General features: G+C 61.7%; 14 protein-coding genes. 3 read left to right on the forward strand and 11 right to left on the reverse strand.

The window, feature by feature from the left end:
- Window positions 1–36 precede the first annotated feature (36 nt).
- Entirely contained in the window at window positions 37–1320 is a 1284-nt protein-coding gene (trhP, locus tag ABCS64_RS09310) for a prephenate-dependent tRNA uridine(34) hydroxylase TrhP (protein WP_418891567.1), read from the forward strand.
- Between the two features lie 56 nt (window positions 1321–1376).
- Complete coding sequence (locus tag ABCS64_RS09315; protein ID WP_418891568.1) at window positions 1377–2597, forward strand: hypothetical protein; 1221 nt, start codon at window positions 1377–1379, stop codon at window positions 2595–2597.
- Between the two features lie 688 nt (window positions 2598–3285).
- Here the strand turns inward: ABCS64_RS09315 and ABCS64_RS09320 are convergent.
- The 8 genes from ABCS64_RS09320 to ABCS64_RS09355 all read right to left on the reverse strand — a co-directional run bounded on the left by ABCS64_RS09320 (window position 3286) and on the right by ABCS64_RS09355 (window position 8569).
- Window positions 3286–3933 (reverse strand): Maf family protein, encoded by a 648-nt coding sequence (locus tag ABCS64_RS09320; protein WP_418891930.1) that lies wholly within the window; start codon window positions 3931–3933, stop codon window positions 3286–3288.
- A 201-nt stretch (window positions 3934–4134) separates the two neighbouring features.
- Window positions 4135–4605, reverse strand: a complete 471-nt coding sequence (gene rlmH / locus ABCS64_RS09325) for a 23S rRNA (pseudouridine(1915)-N(3))-methyltransferase RlmH (RefSeq protein WP_418891569.1) — start codon at window positions 4603–4605, stop codon at window positions 4135–4137.
- Between the two features lie 20 nt (window positions 4606–4625).
- Entirely contained in the window at window positions 4626–5018 is a 393-nt protein-coding gene (rsfS, locus tag ABCS64_RS09330; RefSeq protein ID WP_418891570.1) for a ribosome silencing factor, read from the reverse strand.
- A 7-nt stretch (window positions 5019–5025) separates the two neighbouring features.
- Complete coding sequence (nadD, locus tag ABCS64_RS09335; RefSeq protein ID WP_418891571.1) at window positions 5026–5718, reverse strand: nicotinate-nucleotide adenylyltransferase; 693 nt, start codon at window positions 5716–5718, stop codon at window positions 5026–5028.
- 10 nt (window positions 5719–5728) lie between these two features.
- Entirely contained in the window at window positions 5729–6505 is a 777-nt protein-coding gene (locus tag ABCS64_RS09340; protein ID WP_418891572.1) for a BPSS1780 family membrane protein, read from the reverse strand.
- 5 nt (window positions 6506–6510) lie between these two features.
- Entirely contained in the window at window positions 6511–7251 is a 741-nt protein-coding gene (locus ABCS64_RS09345; RefSeq protein ID WP_418891573.1) for a BPSS1780 family membrane protein, read from the reverse strand.
- A gap of 103 nt (window positions 7252–7354) precedes the next feature.
- Window positions 7355–7714: a DUF2782 domain-containing protein gene (locus ABCS64_RS09350; RefSeq protein ID WP_418891574.1), complete on the reverse strand. Its 360-nt coding sequence runs from the start codon at window positions 7712–7714 to the stop codon at window positions 7355–7357.
- 129 nt (window positions 7715–7843) lie between these two features.
- On the reverse strand, window positions 7844–8569 hold the full coding sequence (locus tag ABCS64_RS09355; protein ID WP_418891575.1) for an LOG family protein: 726 nt from the start codon (window positions 8567–8569) through the stop codon (window positions 7844–7846).
- A gap of 42 nt (window positions 8570–8611) precedes the next feature.
- On the opposite strand from ABCS64_RS09355, the gene polA reads away from it, so the two are divergent.
- Window positions 8612–11434 carry a DNA polymerase I gene (gene polA, locus ABCS64_RS09360; protein WP_418891576.1) on the forward strand — a complete coding sequence of 941 codons (2823 nt, stop codon included), beginning with the start codon at window positions 8612–8614 and terminating at the stop codon, window positions 11432–11434.
- A 1094-nt stretch (window positions 11435–12528) separates the two neighbouring features.
- Here polA and glmS read toward each other — a convergent pair.
- The 3 genes from glmS to ABCS64_RS09375 all read right to left on the reverse strand — a co-directional run bounded on the left by glmS (window position 12529) and on the right by ABCS64_RS09375 (window position 16584).
- Entirely contained in the window at window positions 12529–14358 is a 1830-nt protein-coding gene (gene glmS / locus ABCS64_RS09365; RefSeq protein WP_418891577.1) for a glutamine--fructose-6-phosphate transaminase (isomerizing), read from the reverse strand.
- A gap of 175 nt (window positions 14359–14533) precedes the next feature.
- Window positions 14534–15892, reverse strand: coding sequence for a bifunctional UDP-N-acetylglucosamine diphosphorylase/glucosamine-1-phosphate N-acetyltransferase GlmU (gene glmU, locus ABCS64_RS09370; RefSeq protein ID WP_418891578.1), 1359 nt, complete (start codon window positions 15890–15892; stop codon window positions 14534–14536).
- Entirely contained in the window at window positions 15889–16584 is a 696-nt protein-coding gene (locus ABCS64_RS09375) for a hypothetical protein (protein WP_418891579.1), read from the reverse strand. Before ABCS64_RS09375 ends, glmU begins: the two co-directional genes overlap by 4 nt.

Below are 16584 nucleotides of genomic sequence, written 5' to 3' on the forward strand. Positions count from 1 at the left end.
CGCTTTTTTCCTCTGCCTTCTCACGTCAATCCCGTCATGGTCGTTCCCGAACTGCTTTCTCCCGCCGGCTCGCTGGCCATGATGCGCCGCGCTTTTGCCTTCGGCGCCGACGCCGTTTACGCCGGCCAGCCGCGTTACAGCCTGCGTGTGCGCAACAACGAATTCGGCGATGCGGCGCGGCTCGGCCAGGCTATCGACGAAGCGCACGCCGCGGGCAAGGCGTTTTACCTCGTCAGCAATGTCGTGCCGCACAATGCCAAGGTGCGCACCTATCTGGCCGACATGGAAGACATTGTCGCGCTTTCGCCGGATGCCCTGATCATGGCTGACCCCGGCCTGATCGACCTGGTGCGCGAACGCTGGCCGGATATGCCGATTCACCTTTCGGTGCAGGCCAATACCGTCAATTTCGCCGCCGTGCGTTTCTGGCAGAAGCTCGGCCTGCGGCGCATCATTCTCTCGCGCGAGCTGTCGATTCCGGAAATCGCCGAAATTCGCCAGCAGTGCCCGGACATCGAACTGGAAGTTTTCATCCACGGCGCGCTGTGCATCGCCTATTCCGGCCGCTGCCTGCTGTCCGGCTACTTCAACCGGCGCGACGCCAACCAGGGCGCCTGCACCAATGCCTGCCGCTGGAACTACACGCTGAACGCGGCGGCCGCGGACGCCGCCGGCGATGTCTGGCTGCTGGAAGAGCGCGAGCGCCCCGGCGAGATGATGCCGATCGAGGAGGATGAACACGGCACTTACATTCTCAATTCCAAAGACCTGCGCGCCGTCGAGCACGTCCAGCGTCTGGTCGAGATCGGCGTCGATTCGCTGAAAATCGAGGGGCGAACCAAGTCGCCGTACTACGCCGCGCGCACCGCGCAAATTTACCGCCGCGCCATTGATGACGCCGTCACCGGCCGGCCGTTTGATCCGCGCCTGCTCAGCGCGCTGGAAAGCCTCGCCAACCGTGGCTATACCGACGGCTTTTACCGGCCGCGGCGCAACGCCGATCTGGCCGACCAGGCCCGGCTGCAAAACTACCAGCGCGGCAGTTCCGAGTCCGAACACAGCCGCTACGTTGGCGACGTGCTCAACTGGGATGAAACACGCCAACTCGCTGAAGTCGACGTCAAAAACCATTTTGCCGTCGGCGACCGTCTAGAACTCATCCACCCGTCGGGCAATGTCACCCTGCGCCTTGAACGCATGGAAAACGCCGACGGGCAAGCGATCCCGACGGCGCCCGGCAACGGCCATCGCGTCTGGATTCCGCTGCCGGCGCCGCGCCCGACGCCGCTAGCGGAAGCCATGTTGGCGCGGTTTTCCTGAAACACCGGCGCCGTGACCGTTGCCCGGTGAACAGCCCTCCCACGCCCAGACGCAGCATGGCCCAAGCGCAGACACATAACGCCGCCGCAGGCACCGATCCGGGCGGCCGTTCGCTCGCACATTCGGTCACACCTCCGGCCGCGCACCTGTTCGTTGATATTTCTGCGCATGGCTTCGGCCATCTCGCTCAGGCCGCGCCGATTCTCAATGCCTTACAGCGGCAGCGCCCCGGCCTGCGCCTGACGCTACGCAGCGCCTTGCCGGAAGCGCGGCTGAAAAGCCGTATCGACGGCGCGTTCACGCACATCGCCGCCGCTTCCGATTTCGGCTTTGCCATGCATAACGCCCTCAATATCGACCTGCCAGCCACATTGCGGCGCTACCGCCGGCAGCACGCGGACTGGGCGCGGCGCGTCGATGCCGAAGCGCGTTTTCTGGACACGCTGCGCCCCGATCTGGTGCTCACCGATGTCGCCTATCTGCCGCTCGCCGGTGCGGCGCACGCCGGCATTCCCGCCTGGTCGATGTGTTCGCTCAACTGGGCCGACCTGTTTGCCCATTTTTTCGTCGATCGGGGAAATGATGATCACGGACAAGATGCGGCCGCCCGCCGCAAGCGCGAGGAGCGTTGCAAAATCCACGGCGAAATTCTGGCCGCCTACCGCAGTGCGGCGCCTTTTCTACGCCTGACGCCGGCCATGCCGATGCACGATTTCGGCAACACGCGCGCCATCGCCCCCGTCGCTGCACTGGGCACGCCGCGCCGCGCCGAACTGGCGGAGAAACTGGCACTTGCGCCCGACGAGCGCCTGGTGCTCATCACCTACGGCGGGTTTGATCACGATCTGGGCGCCGCCCGCTGGCCGCACCTGCCGGGCATCCGCTGGCTGGTTCCGCAGTCGTGGCAGATCCGGCGACCGGACATGACGGCGCTCGAATCATTGCTTTCCCCCGACTTCACCTTTTCCGATCTGCTGGCCAGCGCCGATGCACTGCTCGCCAAGCCGGGCTACGGCACCTTCGTCGAAGCCGCCTGCAACGGCATCCCCGTGCTCTACCAGCGGCGAGGCGACTGGCCGGAACAGGATTATCTGATCGACTGGCTGGAAAAAAACGCCTGCTGCCGGGAAATCGCGCCGGAAATGCTGGCACGCGGCGCCTTGGCAAGCAGCCTGAAAGCGCTCTGGCGGGATGCCGAGGAAACGCCGAACAGGCCGCCGCGCCCGGACGGCATCGCCGAAGCCGCCCAGCTGCTATCGGCACAGCTCACGCGCTGAATTGGGAATCCCGACAGGCACCGCTAAAGCCCGCGCAAACAGGGCATTCCAGAGTTTGCTGCCCTGCAGCCTTTTATCCATAAGGGTTTCAGAAGTATCCACCCGGAAACGCCCTATTTATAAGGGGCTTCAGGGCATACCTCCCGGAGATGCCCTAAATACGCGGGATAGCGGGCAGCACTCCTTTGGGGGAAGGTGTCACGGAGCCGTCGCGTCAGTGGTCGATGGATTTTTGATTCTCCCCTTGTGGGGGAGATTCTCCGAAGGGGCAGAGAGGGCAACACGCCGAAGGCTTCGGTTTCTGTTATTTCAGATGGGATTTGATTTTTCCCCTGCGCTCTTTTTGCTTTTTTACTTTCTCCCCAAATTCCCCTCCCAAAGGACGAGAGGATTTTCGGGTACCCTGAACCCCGCGTGGATAAGGTGTTTGCGGGCGGGCACTTCCAAAACCCGCATGGATAAAGGTGCTCCGGGTAGGGTGTCTGGATATGCCCTATTTATAAGGGCTTCAAGGCAGGGGTTCCGGAGATGCCCTAAATACGCGGGGTTCAGGGCACCCACATTTGATTGAGACGCCCAAAATATAGCGGCTTGGCTTTACCAAAAAACAAGGCGGTAAACCGCTGACAGTACGCGTAGTACGGCAAGGCAAGGCCAACGCCGTAGTTTGGCGAAGAAAGCCGCTATCTCAGGGCATGACTTTGAACTGCCGCAGCAACTCGCCGGTTTCAAAGAGCGGCAGCCCCACCACGCCGCTGAAGCTGCCGACCAGATGCTGGATGAACAGCCCCGCGCCGCCCTGGATGCCATAAGCCCCCGCCTTGTCGAGCGGCTCGCCGGTGGCGACGTAGCGGCGGATGCCCGCTTCATCAAGCGGAGAAAAGCGGACTTCGCTGATCGACAGCGCCGATTCGATGTGCGCCGCATCGGCGACCGACACGGCCGTCAACACGCGGTGGGTTTGTCCGGAGAGGCATTTGAGGATACGCACGGCGTCTTCTTCATCCACCGGTTTGCCGATGATTTCGCCTTCAAATTCGATCGTCGTATCCGCCGCCAGTACCGGACACGGCGGCAGATTGCGCCAGGTCACCAGCCGCCGGCCATGTTCCGCCTTGGCCAGGGCGATGCGCTGCACGTAGTCGATCGCCGCCTCGCCGGGCAATACCGCCTCACTGACTTCCGGGTCTTCGCGCGGCGGCAGGCGAAAGAGCAGCGGCCGGAAACGGATGCCGATCTGCTTGAGCAGCTCACGCCGGCGCGGGCTGCGTGAGGCGAGATAAATTTGCGGCGCCTTGATGTCATCAACCGCTTCGCTGGCGGCAATTTCGGGCATATCAATTGTGGTTTCAGAGCTTATTTCGTTCATGGCATGTCATGGAGTGATTGCTGGGGAAGCGCATTTCTCCGCCGATTGGCGCGCCCCGTCGTTTTTGGGTCGGGCTGCACGCGCTTCGCTTCGCCGCTGCGCTGGCAGTACGGATGATCGCGTCCTCTGCGTCGGATGGTTGGAGAGATGCCGGGCGGACACGACTACTCAGCCCTCCCGGTGATAAGGGTGGTTCTTGACGATGCTGACCGCGCGATAAAGCTGCTCGCACAGCACCAGCCGCGCCAGCGCATGCGGCAGGGTCAGGCTGGAAAGGCGCAGCCTCATGTGGGCACGCTGTTTGATGTCTTCATCAAGGCCGTCGGCGCCGCCAATGACAAAAGCGGTATCACCGCCTTCGCGCAGCCAGTCTTGCAAGCGCTGCGCCAGCTGCATCGTGGGTAGATCTTCGCCGCGCTCATCGAGGACAACGATCCGCGCATATCCTGGCAGAGCCGCCAGCAGGCGCGTTTTTTCCGCGGCCAGCAGTTGCGCGCGCGTTTTGCCGGCGCGCGCTTCGGGCTTGATTTCGGTCACGCTCACCGACAGTTCGCGCGGCAGCCGTTTGAGATATTCCTCGCAGCCTTCCGCCACCCAGCCCGGCAGCCGGTGCCCCACCGCCAGAATGCCCAGTTTCATCGGCTGTCACATCCCCTCGCTTACGCGGAGGCATCCGTTGCCTGAGATTGAGTGGCCTCGCGCACGCGCAGCGGCCCTTTTCCGCCCCAGAGTTCTTCCAGGTTGTAGTAGCTGCGGATGGCCGGCTGCATGATATGCACGACGACGTCGCCGAGATCGACGAGCACCCATTCGCCCGCATCCTCGCCTTCGGTTGACAGGATGTCGATGCCGGCTTCGCGCGCCTTGTCGGTCACGCTGCGCGCCAGCGAACGCACCTGCCGGTTGGAGTCACCGCTGGCGATAACGATGCTCTCGAACAGCGACGTCAGCTTTTTCGTGCTGATGACCTCGATCTCCTTGCCCTTGATGTCTTCCAGGGCGGCGATGACGATTTTTTCAATCTGGCTGCGGGTTGGGCGGCGGGTGCTCATGAAGGTTTCAATGCTCCGTATAAAGGTTATGGCGGCGAATGTAGTCGATGACCGCGTCGGGCAGCAAGTAGCGCGGCGTCATGCCCCGCACCAGAAACGCCCGAATGCGGGTTGCGGAAATATCGAGCGGCGTCATGGCGAAGGCTACGATCTGTCCGGCGGGCGATGCAGACAGCGCGGCGAGGTCATCGACGCAGCGCGCGCGGAACGCCGCCGCCAGCGCTGGCGACAAGTCTTCCGCACGCAATGAATAGCCGGGGCGGCAGACGACGGCGATATGCGCCAGTTCAAACAGCTGCCGCCAGCGATGCCACGCCTCCAGGCGGAGGAACGCATCGACGCCGGTGAGCAGCACCAGCGGCTGCCTGCTGCCGCAAACCTCCGCGCGGCGCAGGCGCTCCAGCGTTGGCACGGTATAGCTGACACGCTCGCTCGCCACTTCGGCATCGTCAAGGATAAAGCGCGGATTGTCGGCAATGGCGCACCGCGTCATCGCCAGCCGGTGCGCAGCGCTTGCCTGCGGCACCGCGCGCAGCGCCGGCTGCCCGGCCGGTATCCAGCGGACGGAAGACAGCCCCAGCGCTTCGGCGGCTTCCTCGGCCAGGCGCAGATGGCCGTAATGCACCGGGTCGAAGGTGCCGCCGAACACCCCCTGCGGAGCTAGAGAAGACGACGGGGCAAGCCCCCGTGTTTCGGGCATTTCAGGCCTTTCAACCCTGATCGCCGCCCGCCACGAACACATCGCGGTAGCTGACGTAGAAACTGGCATACAGCACCGGCATGGCGAGGAAGAAAAACAGCAGTACGGCGGGGATGCTCTGCGCCACGCGCGGCAGGCTGGCGGGCAGCCAGGAAGCCATCATGCCGGCGACGATGGTCATCAGAATCATCAGCATGATCAGCGAGCAGGTATAAACAACGAAGGCCCGCCAGTTGCGCAGGCAGGCAAAGAGGCTGAAAAACAGGGACTTGCCCACCGAATGCCCATGCCAGGCGACGAGTATCGGCGCGTACCAGTACGCCATGGCCACCGGCAGCATCAGCAACAGCAAAGCCCAGGTCGCCAGCGGGTTGGCCTCGGCCGCATCCAGTTTCCCACCCATGAGAAACACGTGAAAGAAACGGCCGCCATCGATCAGCGCCACGACGCCCAGCGCCGCCGCCAGCACGACGATGTACATCACGCCCAGCAACAGCAACGCGCCCATGTGGCTGGAAAGTCCGGAAAGCAGGGCCGAAGGCGCCTTCGTATCCTCCTGATCGAGATAGCGGCAAAGCCCCATCAGGCCGACCGATATGGCCGGCATACAGATCGTCGCCAGCAGCCTGCCGATTTGAGGCACCTGGCTGCCGACCAGCCCCATCAGCAGCCAGAAGCCAATGACCGCCAACGCCAGCAGCATGCGGTTTTTGCCATAAATACGGCTGCCTTCGGCAATCCATTGCCAGCCATTTCTGGCAGGAACAATCAGGGTTTTTGTTTGCATGGGGCTTACGATTGGCTGGCAAAAATATCTTTGTACGAAGCCAGCATCGAGCCGAATATGATGGGCAGCAAAACGAGGAAGCCAAGCATGAAAGGCAGCGCCGCAACGATTGAGGCGATAAACATCAACAGCCCATAGACGATAAAGGGCACGATATTTTTCCAGCAGGCGCTGAAACTGGCCTTGATCGCATCAATGGGCGAGGCGTCTTCAAAGAAGACCAGCGCCGGCGCAAACCACATGGCCATCATCACGGGAACAAAGAGAATTATTGACAACACAAATGCGACCAGCACGCTGCCAATCGCCATCCCAACGCCGGTCATATCGCCGCGCATTGCACCGCTGAAGATAGCGCCGCCGACAATCAGAAACAAGACCAGCATAATGAGCAGGTTGGCTGCGGTATACAGCGCGCCGAGGATCATCAGGCTGATAGGTTTCTGGCTGAAGCCGACAAACATGCTTTCGAAGGTGGGATCCTGTTCATCATCCACACGCTGGGCGACGTACAACATGCCGGCGACGAAAACCGGCGTCAGTAAAATGGCAAGCAGGTTGCCCAGCAAGGGAATGAGCGACAACACCAGCATGATGACGATCAGCACCAGCGTCATCAGCAGCCATTGCGCCGGCTCAGCCATGAATAGCAACCATCCGCGCTGCAACCAGTCAAAGACGCGATTGACATCGACGACGCGGCTCTCGCCGGTAAATTTGCGGACGGGGACAGGCAGTTGCTCCATAAAATGACCTTCCTTGTTTAGAAAATTCAAGGTGACAGGAAAAAGAAAAAAGCTGAAAGCAAAGATAAATGGCAAATGCCGCCGCAGCTTCTACGCACCGCGCTCAGAATGTGCCGAGAACCCACATCGGCACGGCAATCTGCGGCGCGCCCTGGTCGATCTGCACAAAGGTGCCGTCGCCCTTCGGATCGACCAGAACATAGGGCACGCCGTGCGCTGGCGTGACGACGATCTTGTAGAGTCGCCCTTTGATGCGGTGTTCCTCAATGGTGTCGCCGTCGCGCTTGCGGATCGTCACGTCCGGCTCGAAATCATCGTCGATGATCTCCAGCGGGGGCGGCGGCGCATCGGCGGCAGGCGGTGGTGCCGCCTGCGACTGCGCCGCGGCGGGCGCCGTGGCGGCAATGAGCGCGATAAACGGCAGGGTCAGTAGAAAGGTAAAACGGTGAGCGGTGTGGCGCATGGCAATCGTCCAGGGAAGGGAATCGGGCGGTAAACACGCTCCGGAACACGGCCTGAAACACCGATGAACACACGGAAACACGCTTGCTGCGCGTCTTCGCTCCAGGCCAGGAAACACAATCTCATTGTATTACAGATTGAGCAGCAGCTCGTGTTCGGACGGCAGCGGCGCAAAACCGCGCGTTGCGTAATGGTCGAAAATCGCGTCGACGACTTCTTCGGGACGGTCGAGCACCTGAAGCAGTTGCATATCTTCCGGCGCAATCATCTGTTCCTCGACCAGACGGGCGCCCAGCCAGTCGACGAGTCCGCGCCAGAAGGGCGAATGCACAAGGATGATCGGAATTTTCTGGCTTTTCCCCGTCTGCACCAGCGTCAGCGCTTCGAGCAACTCGTCGAGCGTGCCGAAGCCGCCGGGCATGACGACGTAGGCGCTGGCAAAACGCACGAACATATATTTGCGTGCAAAAAAATGGCGGAAAGTCTGCGAAATATCCTGATAGCCGTTGCTGACCTGCTCGCGCGGCAACTGGATATTGAGGCCGACGCTCGGCGATTTGCCGTGGTACGCCCCCTTGTTGGCGGCCTCCATGATGCCCGGCCCGCCGCCGGAAATCACCGAAAAACCGGCATCGGACAGTTTGCGCGCGATCTCCTCGGTCAAGACGTAATACGGCGAGCCGGGCGGCGTGCGCGCACTGCCGAAGATCGACACCGCCGGACGAATGGCCGAGAGACGCTGCGTAGCCTCGACGAACTCTGACATAATGCCGAAAACCCGCCACGCCTCCTGCGCAGCGGTGAATTTTGACTCGGCGATATCCGCCGGCTCCGGGATTTTTGCTTTCTCGCTCATCTTGAGTTTCAGTCCTTCATTTGAATCGTTCGGTTCTTTGCCATGCCAACCCTGCTTCTGGTCGACGGATCATCCTACCTCTACCGCGCCTTTCACGCCCTGCCCGACCTGCGCAATTCGCGCGACGAGCCGACGGGAGCGATTTACGGCGTCCTCAACATGCTGCGCCGGCTCGACGCCGACACGCGACAGCGAAACATAGCTTACAAGGCTTGCGTGTTCGATGCCAAGGGAAAAACCTTCCGCGACGACTGGTATCCCGATTACAAGGCCAACCGGCCGTCCATGCCGGATGACCTGGTGCGCCAGATCGCGCCCATTCACGCCGGCGTCGCCGCGCTCGGCTGGCCGATCCTGAGCGTCCCCGGCGTTGAGGCTGACGACGTGATCGGCACGCTGGCGCGGCGTGCGGCAGCGCAGGGACTCGAAGTCATCATTTCAACCGGCGACAAGGACCTCTCGCAGATCGTCGATGACCGCATCACGCTGGTCAATACGATGAGCGGCGAAACGCTGGATACCGCCGGCGTCCTCGCCAAGTTCGGCGTGCCGCCGGAACGCATCGTCGATTATCTGACGCTGGTCGGCGATGCGGTCGACAACGTGCCGGGCGTGGCCAAAGTCGGGCCAAAAACGGCGGTCAAATGGCTGACGCAGTACGGCTCGCTCGACGGCGTTATCGCCGCCGCCAATGACATCGGCGGTGCGGTCGGCCAGAATCTGCGCGCGGCGCTGGATTTTCTGCCGCTCGGCCGCCGGCTGGTGACGGTTCGCTGCGATCTCGATCCGGCCGAGCTGCCGCAGCTGCCCGATAGTCTTGCGCCGCTCACGCCGCAATTGCCGCAGCGGGATACGCTGATCGAATTCTTCACGCGCTACGAAATGAAATCCTGGCTCAAGGAAGCGCAGCGTCTGGAGCCATCGCAGCCCTTTCCCGTCGGCCATTCCGCCAGCACGTCCGCCTCGTCGGCACGGGCCGCAAAGGCCGTCAATACGGCATCTGCGGAAGCCGCCAGCCCCGAACCGACGGCCTTTCCAACGCCGCCGGAAAAGCATTACGAGACGATCCTCGACTGGCCGACGTTTGAACGCTGGCTGACAAAAATCAGCGCCGCGCCGCTAACCGCGCTCGACACCGAAACGACCAGCCTCGACCCCTTGAACGCACGTATCGTCGGCGTGTCCTTTGCCGTCGCGCCCGGCGAAGCGGCCTACCTGCCGCTTGCCCACGATTATGCCGGCGCACCGGCGCAGTTGCCGATCGACGAGGCGCTGGCGCGCCTGAAGCCCTGGCTGGAATCGCCGCAGCACGCCAAGATCGGCCAGCATTTGAAGTACGACGAACACGTTTTTGCCAACCACGGCATCGCCCTGCGCGGCATCGCCCACGATACGCTGCTGGAATCTTACGTGCTCGAATCGGGCAAATCCGGTGTGCGCGGACACGACCTCGGTCAACTGGCCGAGCGCCATCTCGGCCTGGCGACAATTTCTTTTGAAAGCCTGTGCGGCAAGGGTGCCAGCCAGATCGGTTTCAACCAGGTCGCCGTCGAGCAGGCCGCCGAATACGGCGCGGAAGACGCCGATCTCTGCCTGCGCCTGCACGCCTGCTTTTACCCGCAGATCGCCGCCCATGCCGGGCTCGCCTATATTTACGGCGATATCGAGATACCGGCGCGCGAAGTGCTGTTCCGCATGGAGCGCAACGGCGTGCTGATTGACGCCGAGGCGCTGGCGCGGCAGAGCAACGCACTCGGCCAGCGCCTGCTGGAACTGGAAGCGCAGATTTACGAAGCCGCCGGCCAGCCGTTCAACATCAATTCCCCCAAACAGCTCGGCAACATCCTGTTCAGCAAACTGGGCCTGCCCGCCCGCAAAAAAACGCCGTCGGGCACGCCCTCGACCGACGAAGAAGTGCTCTCCGAACTCGCGCTCGACTACCCGCTGCCCAAGCTGCTGCTCGAATCGCGCCAGATCGTTAAGCTCAAGGGCACCTACGCCGACAAGCTGCCGAAAATGATCGACCCGAAAACCGGCCGCGTACACACCCATTTCGCACAAGCGGTCGCCGTCACCGGCCGATTAGCCTCCAGCGACCCCAATCTGCAAAACATTCCCGTGCGCACCGCCGAGGGACGGCGCATCCGCGCCGCCTTCGTCGCACCGCCCGGCAGCCGCATCGTTTCGGCCGACTACTCGCAAATCGAATTGCGCATCATGGCGCACCTTTCGCAGGACGCCGGCCTGCTCGATGCATTCGCCCACGGCGAGGACGTACACCGCGCCACAGCGGCCGAAATCTTCGGCCTCACGCCACCCGAAGTCAGCGCCGACCAGCGGCGTGTCGCCAAGGTCATCAACTTCGGCCTCATCTACGGCATGAGCGCCTTTGGCCTTGCCCGTCAGCTCGGCCTTGAACGCAGCGCCGCGCAGGGCTACATCGAGCGCTACTTCGCCCGCTACCCCGGCGTTGCCCGCTACATGGAAGAAACGCGCCATGAGGCACGGATGAACGGCTACGTCGAAACAGTGTTCGGCCGCCGGCTCTGGCTGCCCGACATCCGCGCAGCGCAAGCCGGCCGCCGCCAGGGCGCCGAACGCGCCGCCATCAATGCGCCGATGCAGGGCACTGCCGCCGATCTCATCAAACTGGCCATGATTGCCGTGCAGGACTGGATCAGCCACGAACACCTGCACACGCGACTGATTCTGCAAGTGCACGACGAACTCGTGCTGGAAGTGCCGGAAGCCGAACTCCCCCGCCTGCGTGCCGAACTGCCGCCGCTTATGACGCGCGTCGCCGCGTTGCGCGTACCGCTGGCCGTCGAAGTCGGCGTCGGCGCCAACTGGGACGAAGCACATTGACGCGACGCCCGCACAGGCCACGATGCACCTTTCGTTAGAAGGCCCGCCAGCCCGCGTGGAATGGGCATCTCCGGAACCCCTGCCCTGAAACCCTTATAAATAGGGCATATCCAGACACCCTACCCGGAGCGCCTTTATCCATGCGGGTTTTGGAAGTGCCTGCCCGCAGACGCCCTATCCACTTGGGCTTCAGAGGGATGCCATAATCCCCTTACATAGCAGCTCGGCTTTGCCAAAAGACAAGGCGGCGAGCCGCTGACAGTACGTTTAGTACAGCAAGGCCAGGCCAACACAGCAACGCCGTATTTTGGCAAAGAAAGCCGCGATTTCAGAAAGACACGGGGCGGCTTGGCGGGAACAAGGGCTTGATTGTCTGAGCGTAGCGAGTTAATCAAGCCCGCCGCCAAGCGGCCCGCGACAAGGAGTCTCCTGCGCCTCGGGGTCGTGTTTCTTTGCTGACTTTCTTTGGCGAGATAAAGAAAGAAGGTAGGAAAGTCAGCGGGGCGCGCTGCCGCTCAGCGCAACGGCATCAAAAAGAGTTCCGTGGATGAAAGTCAGCGCGCAGGCTGTGGCGATCCTTGTTTTTTAGTTTTTAGGGCATCTATCTTTAGGCACCTACCCGAAATTCCTTGTAAACAGGGCGTTTCAGAAGGGATGCCCTGAAGTCCTTTATCCGCGCGGGTTTCGGAGCCTCTCCCCAACGAGAAAAAAATTGGAAAAACACAGTGGCAGAAGCGCAGGCGCATCTCCAAAAAAAGGTGGCCTGAAGCCCGTGTATTTAGGGCGTTTCCGGGCGCCCTGCCCGCCAGCCCTTTATTTATAAGGGGTTTAGAGGTGCCTGCCCGCAAACACCCTATCCACGCGGGTTTCCGAGGGGGTGCTCTGAAAGCTTAATAGCGGCTCGACTTTGCCAAAAGACAAGGCGGCAAGCCGCTGACAGACCACTCAGTACGGCAAGGCGAAGCCAACGCCGTATTTTGGCAAAGGAAGCCGCTATTTCAACGGGGTTGCCCGGGACCCCTTGTCTTTAGGGCATTTCCGAACAGGTACTTTTCCGGCCGGGCAGCGATAGCTGCCCTGTGGGGGTTCGAGCCTTACTCCACCGTCACCGACTTGGCGAGGTTGCGCGGTTTATCCACATCGGTGCCGCGCACCAGCGCGACATGGTAGGCGAGCAGTTGCAGCGGGATCGTATGCAGCAGCGCCGAGAGCTGACCATAGTGTTCGGGCAGACGCAGGATGTGCAGGCCGTCGGACGCTGACATTTCGCTGTCGGCGTCGGCGAATACGAACAGTTCGCCCCCGCGTGCGCGCACTTCCTGCAAATTGGATTTGAGTTTTTCCAGCAAGGCGTCGTTCGGAGCAACGGCAATCACCGGCATGTCCTGATCGACGAGCGCCAGCGGCCCATGCTTGAGTTCGCCGGCCGGATAGGCTTCGGCATGGATGTACGTAATTTCCTTGAGCTTGAGCGCGCCTTCCATGGCAATCGGGTAATGGCGGCCGCGTCCGAGGAACAGCGCATTCTGTTTCATGGCAAAGCGTTCTGCCCAGACGCGAATGTGGGGTTCAAGCTCGAGCACCTTGCCAACGGCGACGGGTAAATGGCGCAAGGCGCTCAGTCCTTTCCCCTCATTGGCAGGCGTCAGCCGGCCGCGCAGTTTTGCCAGCGTCAGCGTCAGCAGATAAAGCGCGGCCAGCTGCGTCGTAAAGGCTTTGGTCGAGGCGACGCCGATCTCCGGCCCTGCGCGCGTAATGAAGCGCAAGGCATTTTCGCGCACCAGCGAGGATTCCGGCACGTTGCAGATACAGAGCGTATGCCGCATTCCCAGCAATTTGGCGTGTTGCAGCGCAGCCAGCGTATCGGCCGTTTCGCCGGACTGGGAAAGGGTCACGACGAGCGTTGCCGGGTCAGCGACCGAATCGCGGTAGCGGTATTCGCTGGCGACCTCGACGCTGCAGGGCAGGCCGGCAATCGCCTCCAGCCAGTAACGCGCCGTCAAACCGGCATGGTAGCTGGTGCCGCAGGCAAGAATGAGCACCTGACGCGCCGCCCTGAGCACCGGCTCTGCCGATGCGCCGAACAGTCCGGGCTGCACGCTGTGCGTGGTACCCAGCATTTCCAGCGTATTGGACAAGGCGGCGGGCTGCTCGAAAATTTCCTTCTGCATGTAATGACGATACTGGCCCAGCTCCACCGCATCTGCCGACAGTTGCGATTCCGACTCGAGGCGCTTAACAGGCGTCCCGTCGACGCGGGTGATCCGGAAACCGTCGCGGGTTATCTCGGCGCAATCGCCGTTTTCTAGATAAACGATACGCCGCGTTACCTGCAACAGCGCGGAAACATCCGATGCGGCATAGTGACCGTTCTCGCCGATGCCGAGCAGCAATGGCGCGCCGTCACGCGCCATGACGATCCGCCCCGGTTCGCTTTTGCGGAGGATGGCCAAGGCAAAAGCGCCGCGCAGTTGGGCGATTGCGGCGCGTGCGGCAGCAAAGAAATCATCGTGCTTTTTCAGCTCCGAGGCGATCAGATGCGCCACAACCTCGGTATCGGTTTCCGAAACGAATTCGTAACCTTCCGCCCGCAGGCGGGTGCGCAGAGGCTCGTGATTTTCGATGATGCCGTTATGAACGACCGCCAAACCGCCCGATACATGCGGATGTGCGTTGCGCTCGCTCGGGACGCCATGCGTCGCCCAGCGCGTATGGGCAATGCCCGTTTCACCGCTGGCGGCGGACTGCTCGGCCTGCGCCGCCAGTTCTGAAACGCGCCCGACGGCGCGCAGACACTGCAAACCGCCCTGACCGATCAACGCCAGCCCGGCCGAGTCATAGCCGCGATACTCAAGCCGCCGCAAGCCTTCCAGCAATACGGATACAACATTGCGATCAGCGACCGCAGCAACGATGCCACACATTTTTACTCCGCATCTCAAACAGAATATTCAACGTCTCAACGAGCAGAAGGACAGGCGCGCAGAGCGCTTGCGTTGCCCTCAATCGGAAGCGGCTGTCCTCTGATCGCGCTCATTGCGCCTTCATCGCCCTAAAAAAGGGCGAGTCCAGTCAAAATCATGGATGGGCGCAAGCTTATCACCGTTCCTTACGGGGGCGTTTCCAGCCGGGAATCGAAGTCTGCCGGGCGCGCGAAATAGTCAACGCATCGGCTGGCGCGTCCTTCGTCAGCGTCGTACCAGCGCCCAGAGTGGCTCCACGGCCCACCGTTACCGGCGCAACCAGTTGGGTATCCGATCCGATGAAGGCATCGTCCTCAATCACCGTCTGATGTTTATGGGCGCCGTCGTAATTGCAGGTGATCGTCCCCGCGCCGATATTGACGCGCTGGCCGACGCTGGCATCACCGATATAGGCGAGATGATTGGCCTTGGCGTGCGCTGCAAACGCACTCTGTTTGACTTCGACGAAATTACCAATATGGACGTCCTCAGCCAGCGTCGTCCCCGGGCGCAGGCGGGCAAAAGGACCAATACGGCCATGCGCGCCGACGACAGCTTCTTCGATATGCGTAAAGGCGGCCAGGCGACTGCCCGCTTCGATGACGGCATCCTTAAGCACGCAGTTGGGTCCCAGCTCAACGCCGTCGCCCAGCGCCACCCGCCCTTCAAAAACGCAATTGACGTCGATGAATACGTCGCGCCCGCAAACAAGCTCGCCGCGCACGTCGATACGCGCCGGGTCGGCCAGGCGCACGCCCTGCGCCATGAGCCGCTCGGCCTGACGGCGCTGGTAGATACGCTCCAGTTCCGCCAGCTGTGCCTTGTCATTAACGCCAAGCGCTTCCCACGGTGCATCCGGCTGCGTAGTGCGCACCGGCACGCCGTCGGCAATCGCCATGCCCACGATGTCGGTCAGGTAATACTCATGCTGCGCGTTGTCATTCGACAGGCGCTGGAGCCACCCGCCAAGGCAGGCCGTGGGCGCAGCGATCACGCCGGTATTGATCTCACGGATAGCGCATTCTGCCGGTGTCGCATCCTTCTGCTCGACAATCCGCACGACTTCGCCCGCGGCATTGCGCACGATACGACCATAGCCGTAGGGATCGGCGGGTTCGACAGTCAGAATTGCCAGCGCATTGTGCGCCTCGCAAACCAGTCGCTGCAGTGTTTCTTTGCGGATCAATGGCCCGTCGCCATTGAGTATCAGCGTCGTTTCCGCCGCAGCCGCCAGATGCGGCAACGCCTGCATGACGGCGTGCCCCGTCCCCAGCAGCGGTGACTGCAATGCCCAGGAAATATCCGGCGCATCCAGGGCAGTACGCACGGCTTCGCCGCCATATCCATAGACCACGCACAGTGTTTCCGGATGCAGGCTGCGCGCCGTGTCGATAACGTGCGCGACCAGCGCCTTTCCGGCAAGGGGATGCAACACCTTGGGCAAGTCAGAATGCATCCGCTTTCCCTGCCCGGCCGCCAGAATGACAATATTCATCGTTTCAACTCCACACTCCATGAAGCCGTCGCGGCGCAATGAGCCGCTCTCGGCGTATTTTGCGAACCCTTTACGCCCGCTTCCCAAATATCGGGAAACTGGCAGCGAAATTGGCGGCAAAAAACGCCATCAGCAATAAAGATTTTGATTTTCATAGCATAACAGCCTTCTTTCCAGCCGTCGCGCGTCACGCGGAACCGAAGCGAACGCCACTGCCGACGGCGGTTTGCTGATTGTCGCGCGTCAGGCGCAGATACGCCCGGACAATACCGACCTATGCCGCCGGAGAAATTTGTCGGGCAGCGTTCGATCAATACATTCGACCGCTCGATTGGCGACACAGGCCGGCCGGCTATTCTATGCAACAGGAAGACCGCATCTGCTGATACGGCCGGCAATTTGGCCGCACACTCGTCTTTCACAAACAGGTCATACGATCCAATCGCCCCCTTGCAGAGGCCTGAACAGGCAGAAATTGGATGGAAATGATACGCAACGGGTTGTTCGGCAAGCGCGATTTCTTCTGCCAAACGGTTTGCCGTGATACGATTTTGTCCTTGTCGAAAGGACTGCTGTGCCGGAACCTTGCGTCCATGACGGTAGAAATGCATGACTAATGACGCGGGGCAGCTTTGATTGTCGTATTTACTGCCCGCGCGCTCCGTGGTTTTTCTCCCGTTCGCACGATGCAT

Source organism: Dentiradicibacter hellwigii, from assembly GCF_041770905.1.
In the GTDB taxonomy this organism is placed as follows: domain Bacteria; phylum Pseudomonadota; class Gammaproteobacteria; order Burkholderiales; family Rhodocyclaceae; genus Propionivibrio; species Propionivibrio hellwigii.

What these genes read in the sequence shown, in the direction of transcription:
- ABCS64_RS09315 (WP_418891568.1), top strand. Translation starts at nt 1,377, where the DNA reads ATGGCCCAAGCGCAGACACATAACGCCGCCGCAGGCACCGATCCGGGC.
- polA (WP_418891576.1), top strand. Translation starts at nt 8,612, where the DNA reads ATGCCAACCCTGCTTCTGGTCGACGGATCATCCTACCTCTACCGCGCC.
- trhP (WP_418891567.1), top strand. Translation starts at nt 37, where the DNA reads ATGGTCGTTCCCGAACTGCTTTCTCCCGCCGGCTCGCTGGCCATGATG.
- ABCS64_RS09340 (WP_418891572.1), bottom strand. Translation starts at nt 6,505, where the DNA reads ATGCAAACAAAAACCCTGATTGTTCCTGCCAGAAATGGCTGGCAATGG.
- nadD (WP_418891571.1), bottom strand. Translation starts at nt 5,718, where the DNA reads ATGCCCGAAACACGGGGGCTTGCCCCGTCGTCTTCTCTAGCTCCGCAG.
- ABCS64_RS09345 (WP_418891573.1), bottom strand. Translation starts at nt 7,251, where the DNA reads ATGGAGCAACTGCCTGTCCCCGTCCGCAAATTTACCGGCGAGAGCCGC.
- ABCS64_RS09355 (WP_418891575.1), bottom strand. Translation starts at nt 8,569, where the DNA reads ATGAGCGAGAAAGCAAAAATCCCGGAGCCGGCGGATATCGCCGAGTCA.
- rsfS (WP_418891570.1), bottom strand. Translation starts at nt 5,018, where the DNA reads ATGAGCACCCGCCGCCCAACCCGCAGCCAGATTGAAAAAATCGTCATC.
- ABCS64_RS09350 (WP_418891574.1), bottom strand. Translation starts at nt 7,714, where the DNA reads ATGCGCCACACCGCTCACCGTTTTACCTTTCTACTGACCCTGCCGTTT.
- rlmH (WP_418891569.1), bottom strand. Translation starts at nt 4,605, where the DNA reads ATGAAACTGGGCATTCTGGCGGTGGGGCACCGGCTGCCGGGCTGGGTG.
- ABCS64_RS09375 (WP_418891579.1), bottom strand. Translation starts at nt 16,584, where the DNA reads ATGCATCGTGCGAACGGGAGAAAAACCACGGAGCGCGCGGGCAGTAAA.
- glmU (WP_418891578.1), bottom strand. Translation starts at nt 15,892, where the DNA reads ATGAATATTGTCATTCTGGCGGCCGGGCAGGGAAAGCGGATGCATTCT.
- ABCS64_RS09320 (WP_418891930.1), bottom strand. Translation starts at nt 3,933, where the DNA reads ATGCCCGAAATTGCCGCCAGCGAAGCGGTTGATGACATCAAGGCGCCG.
- glmS (WP_418891577.1), bottom strand. Translation starts at nt 14,358, where the DNA reads ATGTGTGGCATCGTTGCTGCGGTCGCTGATCGCAATGTTGTATCCGTA.